The organism is Roseateles sp. (genome assembly GCF_031397715.1).
Taxonomy (GTDB): Bacteria; Pseudomonadota; Gammaproteobacteria; order Burkholderiales; family Burkholderiaceae_C; genus Paucibacter_A.
In genome coordinates this window covers 1-11,535 of the sequence record NZ_JANNMI010000410.1, presented here as the reverse complement: position 1 = coordinate 11,535, position 11,535 = coordinate 1, and the positions used below count along the sequence as shown (strand labels likewise).

The following is an 11,535-nucleotide window of genomic DNA, read 5'->3' as shown; positions in this document are numbered from 1 at the left end:
TGCATCGCCAGGCCGAGCTTATGGGCGTACTTGATGCTGTCGGCGTGCGTGCGGCCGAAAATACCCGAGGCAACTTCACCGACCACGCCGGCCACCAAATGGCAGTAGCGCTGCAGGCCGGGGTAGTCGAGGAAGCGGGTTTGATCCAGGTCCATTTGGCAGCCATCGATGACGGCCGTCAGATGGTCGAGGCGGATGTCATAAGGCCCGCAATGCGGCATCAAGGCCCGCATGGCAGGGTGCTGAGGCTGGCCGGCGAAGGCACTGGCGGCTTCTTTGCGCCACCAGGCGAGCTTGGTGGCGGCAACGCTGGGGTCGCTGATTTCGTCCACCACATCGTCAACTTCGCGGCAAAAGGCGTAAAAGGCCGTGATGGCGGCGCGCTTTGGGGCGGGCAGAAAGAGGAAGGCGTAATAAAAACTCGAGCCGCTCTTGGCGGCCTTGTCCTGCACATACTGCTCGGGACTCACAAACTTTCCTCCTGCTGCTGGCTTGATGTTCTGGTGGTGTACTGTTTGCTCATGCGCAGCGCGCCCCAAAGCAAGATCGGTGCGTCCATGGGCGTGAGGGTCGGGCGTTGAATGAGGCTTGCATAGTGCATGGCCTTGATTTTCGCAAGAATTCGCAGGCCGCCTTGTACCACCAGACGAAGTTCCCAGCCAGCACGGCCGGGGATTTGGTGGACCAAGGGCGCGCCCTCGCGCATCAATTGTTCGGCCCAGGCGCACAAGTCAGCAATCAAGGCGCGCGCCGCCGGGCTGTCTTGGCAACTCAGCAGTGCGGCACCGCTGAGCCCACGGCTTTGCAGATCGGTCTGCGGGGCGTAGACCCGTCCGATCGGGCCATCGCGGCTGAAGTCCTGCCAAAAATTGATCAACTGCAAGCTGCTGCAAATCGCATCGGAGCGTTGCAAGGCCAGGGGGGCGTGGATGCCGTACAGATGCAGCAGCAGTCGGCCGATGGGATTGGCCGAGCGGCTGCAATAGTCGAGCAGCTCGGGGCGGTCGCGGTAGCTGCTTTTTTGCAAGTCCTGCTCGAAAGCGCAAATTAAGTCATTTAGCAGTGCAACAGGCAGCCGATATGAATGCAAGACAGCGGCCAGCGGTGTGAAGACCGCCGCGGCCCAGCGCGGGGAGGGCTGGCGCCCGGCGGCGATGGACAGCAAGTCCTCGCGGTAGGCCTGCAGGTCGGCTTGTCGGCCGGCGCTGCTGCGCTCGCCTTCATCGGCGAGGTCGTCGGCGGTGCGCGCAAAGTGATAAATCGCCGCAACGGCCGGCCGCAATGACCGCGGGCACAGCCAGGAGGCGACGGGGAAGTTTTCGTAGTGTTCTATGCTCACGGCAGCGATTGTCTGTCCTTTGTTGGCGCCGACAACCGATGGGGCCAATGGCGGCATGACAAGCTGGGCATGGTTTGACAGCGGCCGGGGGCTTGACTACATTACTGACCGATTGGTCAGTAATGCGGCCAGCGATCAGTGGCTCATGTCGGATGCCGGCAAGAGTGCCCAGCCACGGCTTTAGATTTTTCAGGGTTTTTTATGCCTCAACGCATTTTTCGAGCTGCGCTCTTGGTGGCCGTATTCGCTCTAGTGTCGGGCTGTGGTCGGCAAGAAGCACCGCCTGAGCCGGTGCGCGCGGTACGGACGGTGGTGTTGGCCGCCAATTCCGCCGGGCAGAGCCATGAGTACGCGGGTGAGATCAAGGCCAAAACCGAATCGCGCCTGTCTTTCCGGGTTGGCGGCAAGGTACTGGCCCGCAAGGTCAATCTGGGTGATAGCGTGCGACCGGGTCAGGTCTTGGCGCAGCTGGACCCACGCGATTTGATCTTGGGCCAAGAAGCCGCGCAAGCGGGTGTGGCGGCGGCACGTGCAAATCGGGATCAGTTGGGTGCCGATTTCAAGCGTTTCGTTGAGCTGCGTGAGCAAGGTTTTATCAGCACGGCCGAGCTCGAGCGCCGGGATGCCGCGTTCAAGGCCTCACAGGCCACGCTGGATCAAAGCCGTGCCGAGGCCAATTCGCAAGGCAACCAGTCCTCCTATGCGCAATTGCAGGCCGATGTGGCCGGTGTTGTCACCGCAGTGGAGGTCGAACCGGGCATGGTGGTGGGCGCGGGCACGCCGGTGGTGCGGATTGCCCATGACGGGCCGCGCGACGTGGTGTTTTCGGTGCCGGAAGATCAGCTGGGGCGCTTGCAGGCGCATGCTGCCAAGCCCGGCGCCTTGACGGTCAGGCTCTGGGGTGGCGCCGCAGGCCAGGTCGGTCTGCCCGCAAAGCTGCGTGAGGTCTCGGCCTCGGCCGATCCGGTCACGCGAACGTTTTTGGTCAAGGCTGAAGTTGCGGGCTTGGAAGCCAAGCTGGGCCAAACAGCGACTGTGCGGCTGGAGGCGCCGCGTCTTGCCAATGTGATCAAGCTGCCGCTCGCCGCGGTGCTGCAGCAGCAGGGCCAGTCCACGGTCTGGGTCTTGGACCCCGCGCAGATGACCTTGAAGGCGCAAGCCGTGCAGATCGCCGGCGCCGATGGCAACGAGGTGGTGATAGCCGGCGGCTTGAGCCCCGGCCAGGAGGTGGTGGTGGCGGGTGTGCATGTGCTGAAGCCGGGGCAAAAGGTGCAGCGCTACCAGGCTGGGCCGGCAACTTCTGCCGCTTCTGCCCCCTCTGCGGCCACCCCTTGAGCCTGGAGCAGCACGCATGAGCCTCAACAAGCCGTCGCAGTCCGGCCAGCCGCATATTGGCGGGCGTTTCAATATTTCACGCTGGGCGTTGGAACACCCGGCGCTGACGCGTTACTTGATGGTGGTGTTGATGCTGATGGGCTTTGCCGCCTATTTTCAGCTGGGCCAAGATGAGGACCCGCCGTTTACCTTTCGTTTGATGGTGGTGCAGGCCTTTTGGCCGGGCGCGACCGCGCAGCAAATGGCCGAGCAGGTCACCGACAAGATCGAGAAGACGCTGCAGGAGGTGCCGTACTCAGACAAGATTCGCAGCTATACCAAACCGGGTGAGTCGCTGACGCTCTTTCAATTGAAGGACAGCGCACCCGCTGGCGAGGTCGGTGAGATCTGGTATCAGGTCCGCAAGCGTGTCGGAGATATGCGCAGCACCCTGCCGCAAGGCGTCATCGGGCCGGTCTTCAATGACCAGTTCGGCGATGTGTATGGTTCGATCTTTGCGTTGTCGGCGAACGGCTTTAGCCGCGAAGAGCTGCGTGAGCATGCGGAACGCGCCCGCTCCGCCTTGCTTAAATTGCCGGATGTGGCCAAGGTTGAAGTCTTCGGCGCCCAGGCAGAGAAACTTTTCGTTGAAATCTCGCAAAAGCGCCTGGCCAATCTGGGCCTGGACTTCGGGCAGGTGATCAACCAGCTCGGTGCTCAAAACGCGGTGGAGGGTGCCGGCGTCATGGATGCCGGCAGTGGCAACTTGCAGGTGCGCGTGCAAGGGCAGTTCAACTCGGTGCAAGCCTTGAAGGACTTCCCGCTGCGGGCGGTCAATCCGGTCACGGGCCTGGCGAGTTCGCTGCGCCTGTCGGATATTGCCGACATCAAGCGCGACTATGTCGATCCACCTTCCATCATGGTTCGCCATCAAGGCAAGGATGTGATTGCGCTGGGCGTGTCGATGACCAAGGGTGGCGACATTGTGGCGATGGGCAAGTCCTTGCAAAAGGCCGCCACGCTGATCCGGGCTGAGCTGCCTGCCGGGATTGAGCTGATGCAAATCCAGGATCAACCGCAGGCGGTGACCCGTTCGGTGAACGAGTTTGTGCAGGTCTTGATCGAAGCGATTGTGATCGTGCTGTTGGTCAGCTTTATTGCCTTGGGTCTGCACACCCGGCCTTTGCGCCTGGATATTTGGCCAGGTTTGGTGGTGGGCATCACCATTCCGCTGGTGCTGGCGATTACGTTTGTGACCATGTTTTACTGGGGCGTGGGCCTGCACAAGATTTCGCTGGGCTCGCTCATCATTGCCTTGGGACTGCTGGTCGATGACGCCATCATTGCGGTCGAAATGATGGTGCGCAAGCTGGAGGAGGGCTATGACAAGATGCACGCCGCCACCTTCGCCTACGACGCGACGGCAATGCCGATGTTGACCGGCACCCTGATCACGGCAGTAGGTTTTTTGCCGATCGGCATGGCCAAGTCGGCCACCGGCGAATACACCTTTGCCATCTTCGCCGTGACGGCGGCTGCCTTGATGATTTCTTGGGTGGTGTCGGTCTATTTCGTGCCCTATCTGGGCTCGCTATTGCTGCGCACCCATGCCGCCAACGACGGCGAGGCGCACGAAATGTTTGACACCCCGTTTTACAACCGCTTTCGAAGCCTGGTTCGATGGTGCGTGGAGAACCGCTGGAAGACCATCACCATGACCTTGTTGGTGTTCGCGGCGGGCCTGTTTGGCATGGGGCGTGTGCAGCAGCAGTTCTTCCCCGATTCCAGTCGACCGGAAATCTTGGTGGACATGTGGTTGCCCGAAGGATCGACCATTCAGCAAAGTGCGGAAGTGGCCAAACGCTTTGAGGCCCGCATGATGGCCGAGGCCGGAGTGTCGACCGTCAGCACCTGGATAGGCAGCGGCGTGCCGCGCTTCTACCTGCCCTTGGATGTGGTGTTTCCGCAGCCCGGCGTCAGCCAGGCCATCGTCTTGCCCAAGAATTTGAGCGAGCGTGAGGCTTTGCGCAAGCGCCTGCCGGCCTTGATGGCCGCCGAGTTTCCCGAAGTGCGGGCCCGCATCAAGCTGCTGCCCAATGGCCCGCCGGTTGCCTATCCGGTGCAGTTCCGTGTGGCCGGCGAAAAGCCCGAGGAAGTGCGGCGCTGGGCCGATCAGGCCAAGGCGATTCTGAGCGCCAACCCGAATATGCGCGGCGTCAATGACAACTGGAATGAGCCGATCAAGGTGCTCAAACTCCAGGTCGATCAAGACAAGGCGCGCGCCCTGGGCGTCAGCAGCCAGAGCTTGGCGCAGGCCTCGCGCACGCTGCTGTCGGGCAGCACCATAGGCCAGTACCGCGAGTCAGACAAACTGATCGACATCGTCCTGCGGCAACCGCTGGACGAGCGCAATGCCATCACCGACATCGGCAGTGCCTATGTGAATACATCGACCGGCCGGTCGGTGCCGCTGACCCAGGTCGCCAAGGTCACCTTTGACTGGGAGCCGGGCGTGCTTTGGCGCGAGGGCCGTGCCTATGCAGTCACCGTGCAGGGTGATGTGGCCGAGGGCTTGCAGGGGGCGACCGTGACCGCACAGGTCTGGCCGCAGCTGCAGGCCTTGCAGGCCAAGATGCCTGCCGGCTATTCGATCTCGGTGGCCGGTGCGGTCGAGGAAAGTAGCAAGGGCCAGGGTTCGATAGCGGCCGGTTTGCCGATGATGTTGTTCATCACGTTCACGCTGCTGATGTTGCAATTGCAGAGCTTCTCGCGCGCCATGCTGGTGTTCTTGACCGGGCCCTTGGGTATCGCCGGCGTCGCCGCTGCGCTGATGTTGATGAACAAGCCCTTCGGCTTTGTCGCTTTGCTGGGTGTGGTCGCCTTGATGGGCATGATCATGCGTAATTCGGTCATCTTGATCGATCAGATTGAGCAAGACAGGGCAAGGGGTGTGCCAGCCTGGTCGGCCATTGTCGAGTCCGCCGTGCGACGCTTTCGGCCGATTGTGCTCACGGCCGCGGCTGCCGTCTTGGCCATGGTGCCCTTGTCTCGCAGTGTGTTTTGGGGTCCGATGGCAGTGGCCATCATGGGTGGCTTGATTGTCGCTACCGCCTTGACCCTGCTGGCCTTGCCGGCCATGTACGCGGCCTGGTTCCGTATCAAGCGACCGGAGTCCCCGCCCCGTTTCTGATTTGACCCATGCCTACCCATTTAGAATGGGAGCTAGGTTTTGCATTGGAGCGGGGGTTTTCGCCTTGTTCTGATTTTCGGACTTTCATGTGGCTACAATCCACGGTTGTCCGAATTACCACGGGCTTGAATGGTGTGGATGTTGAATCCAAGCAAACAAGCCTGATCCACTTAGCGCGGGTGGCGAAATTGGTAGACGCACCAGGTTTAGGTCCTGACGCCTTCACCGGCGTGCCGGTTCGAGTCCGGCCCCGCGCACCAAATAACTTTGTACTGAGTCAAAAATGGCTGTCACCGTCGAAACCCTAGAAAAGCTCGAACGCCGCATCACGCTCACGCTGGCGGCCGCTGACATCAACAGCGAAGTTGAGACACGTCTCAAGAAATTGGCCCGCACCGTCAAGGCCGATGGCTTTCGCCCAGGCAAAGTGCCGATGAGCGTTGTGGCTCAGCGTTACGCCTATTCCGTGCAGTACGACGTGATGAACGACAAGCTGGGCGAGGCCTTCTCCAGCGCCGCCAACGAAGCAAAGTTGCGCGTTGCCGGTGCCCCGAAGATTGCTCAGCGGGACGAGTCGCCAGAAGGCCAAATGGCTTTTGACGCGACCTTCGAAATTTACCCTGAGGTCAAGATTGGCGACCTGTCGGCCGCTGATATTGAGCGCGTCGCCAGTGATGTGACCGATGTCGCCATCGACAAGACCGTCGATATTCTGCGCAAGCAGCGCCGCAGCTTCGCCCAGCGCGCCGCCACCGAAGTGGCCACTGACGACGACCGCGTGACGATCGATTTCGAAGGTAAGCTGGATGGTGAGCCGTTCCAGGGCGGCAAGGCCGACGGCTTTCAGTTCATCATCGGCGAAGGCCAGATGCTCGAAGCCTTCGAGAAGGCCGTACGCGGCATGAAGGCCGGCGATTCCAAGACTTTCCCCTTGGCTTTTCCCGAGGACTACCACGGCAAAGACGTGGCCGGCAAGGAAGCCGATTTCTTGGTGACGCTGAAGAAAATAGAAGCGCAACACCTGCCCGAAGTGAACGAGGCGTTTGCCAAGTCATTGGGCATCCCTGATGCCAGCATTGACGCTTTGCGGGCCGACATCAAGAAGAACCTCGAGCGTGAAGTCAAGTTCCGCGTGTTGGCGCGCAACAAGGGCGCCGTGATGGACGCTTTGGTTGCTAATGCCGTATTGGATGTGCCGACGGCCTTGGTCGACGGCGAGTCCGAGCGCATGGTTGCCGCTGCCCGTGAAGACTTGAAGAAGCGCGGCGTGAAGGATGCCGAAAAGGCGCCTATCCCGGCCGAAATCTTCAAGCCACAAGCCGAGCGCCGCGTGCGCCTGGGCCTAGTCGTTGCAGAGTTGGTTCGCGCCAACAATCTGCAAGCCAAGCCCGAGCAGTTGCAAGCGCACATCGAAGAGTTGGCGCAAAGCTACGAGAAGCCGGCCGAAGTGGTGCGGTGGTATTTGAGCGACCGCGCCCGCTTGGCTGAAGTTGAGGCAGTCGTGGTCGAAAACAATGTGACCGACTTCGTCTTGGCGCAAGCCAAGGTGAGCGACAAGGCCCTGCCTTTTGACGAGTTGATGGCAACAGCGGGCTGATCGATCCGGCGGATCGAAGTTAGCCAAGGGCGCCGAGCCGAAAGGTCGGCGCCCTTGCTATTTCAGTGTCATCACCTTGACACTCCACAATCAGCCCCCATACCTAGTAACGGGAGTGGCAGTCCGATGCGGCATTGGCTGCCACATCGCTGTTACTGACTTGGCGGGTGAGCGAAATTATTCAGAGGATTCTTAATGAGCGCGCTGGAAATCAACAATCTGGGCATGGTGCCCATCGTCATTGAACAGTCGGGCCGCGGTGAGCGCGCCTATGACATCTACAGTCGCTTGCTGCGCGAGCGGATCATTTTCTTGGTTGGGCCGGTCAATGACGGGGTAGCCAATCTGGTAGTGGCGCAAATGTTGTTCCTGGAGAGTGAAAATCCTGACAAGGACATTCATTTCTACATCAACTCGCCAGGCGGCAGCGTGTCGGCCGGCATGTCGATTTTTGACACCATGCAGTTCATCAAGCCGCAGGTGTCCACGCTTTGCATGGGCATGGCCGCCAGCATGGGCGCCTTCTTATTGGCGGCCGGAGCCAAGGGCAAGCGTTTTGCCTTGCCGAACGCCAAGATCATGATTCACCAACCGCTTGGCGGCACCCAAGGTCAGGCCACCGATATTGAGATTCACGCCCGTGAGATACTCAAAACGCGAGAACAACTGAATCGCATCATGGCCGAGCGCTGCGGCCAAAGCCTGGAAAAAATCCAGGCGGACACCGAGCGCGACTACTACATGTCGGCCGCTGAATCGCAGGCTTATGGCCTGATTGACCAAGTGCTCGAAAAGCGGCCGTAATTTGTCGCCTTGCTGAAAGCGCCGTCCTAGCAGGGCGGCAAAGCCCAACAGGGCGCTGAACGGGGCCCTTATTCACTGAAGGGCCCCTTATGCGTATGAACTATCATCCCAGTAGGCACTAACGCCTGAACCGACAAGCAGATCCATGGCCGAGAAAAAAGGCAATTCCAGCGAAAAAGTTTTGTATTGCTCCTTCTGCGGCAAAAGCCAGCATGAGGTCAAGAAGCTGATCGCGGGTCCGTCCGTGTTCATTTGCGACGAGTGCATTGAGCTCTGCAACGACATCGTGCGCGATGAAGTGCCAGCAGAAACGCCGCAGGGGCGAGCCAGCAAGTCCGACTTGCCGGTGCCGAGTGAAATCAAGGCCAGTCTTGATCAATATGTGATTGGACAAGACGTCGCCAAGCGGACCTTGGCGGTGGCGGTGTACAACCACTACAAGCGCCTGCGCCACATGGCCGGTACCAAGGATTCGGTCGAGCTGTCGAAGAGCAATATCTTGCTGATCGGGCCAACCGGCTCCGGCAAGACGCTGCTGGCGCAGACCCTGGCACGGCTGTTGAATGTGCCGTTTGTGATTGCCGACGCCACCACCTTGACCGAAGCCGGTTATGTGGGCGAGGACGTTGAAAACATCATTCAAAAGCTGCTGCAGAACTGTAACTATGACGTTGAGCGGGCTCAACGCGGCATTGTCTATATCGACGAGATCGACAAGATCTCGCGCAAGGCTGACAACCCCTCGATCACCCGCGATGTGTCGGGTGAGGGCGTTCAGCAAGCCTTGCTGAAGCTGGTCGAGGGCACGATGGCGTCGGTGCCACCGCAAGGCGGGCGCAAGCACCCGAACCAGGATTTCTTGCAAATCGACACGACCAATATCTTGTTTATCTGCGGCGGCGCTTTTGATGGTCTGGAAAAAGTCATCCAGAACCGTTCGGAGAAGTCCGGTATCGGTTTCGGTGCCACGGTGAAGACCAAGTCTGAGCGCCGGGTGTCGGAGATTTTCCGCGAAGTTGAGCCTGACGACTTGATCAAGTTCGGCATCATCCCCGAGCTGGTTGGCCGCTTGCCGGTGGTGGCGACCTTGGGTGAGTTGACCGAAGACGCGCTGGTGCAAATCCTCACTGAGCCAAAGAATGCCTTGTTGAAGCAGTATCAGCAACTGTTCGCAATGGACGGTGTGGAGCTGGAGGTTCGCCCTTCGGCGCTGCTGGCGATTGCCCGCAAGGCCTTGGCTCGCAAAATCGGCGCGCGCGGATTGTGCTCGATCATGGAGTTGTCCCTGATCGACACCATGTTTGAGCTGCCCGCCCTGGAGGGCGTGGCCAAGGTGGTACTTGACGAGCACAACATCGATGACAACACCAAGCCCCTGCTGGTGTATCGCGAGCAGGCCAAGGCTAGCGCCTGATTTGTTTTAATAGTGCGGTGTTTGCCGGCTGATTGAATCATTGCCGCGTCTTGCATTTACCCCCTCAGGCCACATTTGAGTCTGAGAAAGAGAGGTTTTCATGTCCGGTCATCCTGTTTTGCCTGCAGAACTCATTACCTTGCCGCTGCTGCCGCTGCGTGATGTGGTCGTATTTCCGCATATGGTGATCCCGCTGTTTGTGGGTCGCCCCAAGTCCATCAAGGCGCTGGAAGCCGCGATGGAAGCCGGCCGTCAAATCATGTTGGTAGCGCAAAAAGCCGCCGGCAAGGACGAGCCCAAATCCGACGATATGTTTGAGGTGGGTTGTGTTTCCAGCATCTTGCAAATGCTCAAGCTGCCCGATGGGACCGTCAAGGTCTTGGTTGAGGGCTTGCAGCGTGCCACCACGCACAGCATCACCGACGGCGAAGAGCATTTCATCGCCGAAGTGATGCCAATTCCGCCCGAGGCCGATGCCAAGCCTGAAGTCGAGGCGCTGCGCCGCGCGGTGACCCAGCAGTTTGACCAATACGTCAAGCTGAATAAGAAGATCCCGCCCGAAATCCTCACCTCGATCGCTGGCATTGATGACGCCGGTCGCCTGGCCGACACCATCGCCGCGCATCTGCCCTTGAAGCTGGATGCCAAGCAGTCGGTGCTCAATCTTGCTGAAATCGGCAAACGTCTGGAAACCTTGCTCGACTTGCTTGAGCATGAGGTTGATATTCTTCAAGTCGAGAAGCGCATCCGTGGCCGCGTCAAACGGCAGATGGAGAAGAGCCAGCGCGAGTACTACTTGAACGAGCAGGTCAAGGCCATCCAGAAGGAGTTGGGTGACGGTGAAGAGGGCGCCGACCTTGAGGAATTGGATAAAAAAATCCTTGCGGCGCGCATGCCCAAAGAGGCCAAGAAGAAGGCCGATGGCGAGCTGAAGAAGCTCAAGCTGATGTCTCCGATGTCGGCCGAAGCGACCGTGGTGCGCAACTACATCGAGACCTTGGTCAATCTGCCCTGGAGCAAAAAGACCAAAATCAAGTTTGACCTGGCCAACGCCGTCGATGTCTTGAACGAAGACCATTACGGGCTGGACAAGGTCAAGGATCGCATCGTTGAGTACCTCGCGGTACAGCAACGTGTGGACAAGGTCAAGGCACCGATTTTGTGTCTGGTCGGCCCTCCGGGTGTCGGCAAGACATCCCTGGGTCAGTCGGTGGCGCGCGCCACCGGGCGCAAGTTTGTGCGCATGGCCTTGGGTGGCGTGCGTGATGAGGCCGAAATCCGCGGCCATCGTCGCACCTACATTGGCTCGATGCCGGGCAAAGTGCTGCAGAGCCTGTCCAAGGTCGGGACCCGCAATCCGCTGTTCTTGTTGGATGAGATCGATAAGTTGGGCATGGACTTCCGCGGCGACCCTTCGTCGGCCTTGTTGGAAGTGCTGGACCCCGAGCAAAACCACACCTTTGGCGACCACTATGTCGAGGTCGACTTCGACCTCTCCGACGTGATGTTCATCGCCACCTCGAACTCGATGAACATTCCACCGGCCCTGCTGGACCGGATGGAAGTGATTCGTTTGTCGGGCTACACCGAGGCGAAGACGCCATCCAGATTCTTGGCGGTTACGGCTACATCCGCGACTACCCAGTCGAGCGTTGGCACCGCGACGCGAAGATCCACACCATCTTCGAAGGCACGAGCGAAATCCAACAGTTAGTGATTGCCAGAGCGATCAGCGGCCTCCGCATCGAGTAGATCGCGGTCAGCTCTTGGCTTTGACTTTGGCCTTGGGTTTGGCTTTCGACTTGTTGAGGGCTACGGCGGCCCGGATGAGAGCTTTCAGCGCTGCCTCGTTGATCTTCTCGCCCTCCTGAAAGTCG

The 11,535-nt window shown here is 59.7% G+C and carries 7 protein-coding genes, 1 tRNA gene and 2 pseudogenes; 8 read left to right on the top strand and 2 right to left on the bottom strand.

Features of this window, described 5'->3' with window-relative positions; all coding sequences use genetic code 11:
• On the bottom strand, positions 1–470 hold a 470-nt coding region (locus RMO57_RS18000), incomplete at its 3' end, for a squalene/phytoene synthase family protein (RefSeq protein WP_310388983.1).
• Positions 467–1,339, bottom strand: coding sequence for a squalene synthase HpnC (gene hpnC / locus RMO57_RS17995; RefSeq protein ID WP_310388982.1), 873 nt, complete (start codon positions 1,337–1,339; stop codon positions 467–469). The genes RMO57_RS18000 and hpnC, both read right to left, overlap by 4 nt.
• A 201-nt stretch (positions 1,340–1,540) precedes the next feature.
• Between hpnC and RMO57_RS17990 the strand changes: the two genes are divergently transcribed.
• The 8 genes and pseudogenes from RMO57_RS17990 to RMO57_RS17955 form a co-directional block, all read left to right on the top strand.
• On the top strand, positions 1,541–2,674 hold the full coding sequence (locus RMO57_RS17990) for an efflux RND transporter periplasmic adaptor subunit (RefSeq protein WP_310388979.1): 1,134 nt from the start codon (positions 1,541–1,543) through the stop codon (positions 2,672–2,674).
• 16 nt (positions 2,675–2,690) lie between these two features.
• Positions 2,691–5,843 (top strand): efflux RND transporter permease subunit, encoded by a 3,153-nt coding sequence (locus RMO57_RS17985; protein ID WP_310388977.1) that lies wholly within the window; start codon positions 2,691–2,693, stop codon positions 5,841–5,843.
• A gap of 173 nt (positions 5,844–6,016) precedes the next feature.
• A tRNA-Leu gene (locus RMO57_RS17980) sits at positions 6,017–6,103 on the top strand.
• Positions 6,104–6,126: 23 nt separating this feature from the next.
• Positions 6,127–7,440, top strand: a complete 1,314-nt coding sequence (tig, locus tag RMO57_RS17975; RefSeq protein WP_310388974.1) for a trigger factor — start codon at positions 6,127–6,129, stop codon at positions 7,438–7,440.
• Between the two features lie 195 nt (positions 7,441–7,635).
• Positions 7,636–8,244, top strand: coding sequence for an ATP-dependent Clp endopeptidase proteolytic subunit ClpP (gene clpP, locus RMO57_RS17970; protein ID WP_310388971.1), 609 nt, complete (start codon positions 7,636–7,638; stop codon positions 8,242–8,244).
• Positions 8,245–8,389: 145 nt separating this feature from the next.
• Positions 8,390–9,658, top strand: coding sequence for an ATP-dependent Clp protease ATP-binding subunit ClpX (gene clpX / locus RMO57_RS17965; RefSeq protein WP_310388969.1), 1,269 nt, complete (start codon positions 8,390–8,392; stop codon positions 9,656–9,658).
• A gap of 100 nt (positions 9,659–9,758) precedes the next feature.
• Positions 9,759–11,249, top strand: a pseudogene (locus RMO57_RS17960) (endopeptidase La); the annotation flags it as partial.
• A 5-nt stretch (positions 11,250–11,254) separates the two neighbouring features.
• Positions 11,255–11,410 (top strand): annotated as a pseudogene (locus tag RMO57_RS17955) (acyl-CoA dehydrogenase family protein); the annotation flags it as partial.
• Positions 11,411–11,535: the final 125 nt, after the last annotated feature.

What these genes read in the sequence shown, in the direction of transcription:
- RMO57_RS17990 (WP_310388979.1), top strand. Translation starts at nt 1,541, where the DNA reads ATGCCTCAACGCATTTTTCGAGCTGCGCTCTTGGTGGCCGTATTCGCT.
- clpX (WP_310388969.1), top strand. Translation starts at nt 8,390, where the DNA reads ATGGCCGAGAAAAAAGGCAATTCCAGCGAAAAAGTTTTGTATTGCTCC.
- RMO57_RS17985 (WP_310388977.1), top strand. Translation starts at nt 2,691, where the DNA reads ATGAGCCTCAACAAGCCGTCGCAGTCCGGCCAGCCGCATATTGGCGGG.
- tig (WP_310388974.1), top strand. Translation starts at nt 6,127, where the DNA reads ATGGCTGTCACCGTCGAAACCCTAGAAAAGCTCGAACGCCGCATCACG.
- clpP (WP_310388971.1), top strand. Translation starts at nt 7,636, where the DNA reads ATGAGCGCGCTGGAAATCAACAATCTGGGCATGGTGCCCATCGTCATT.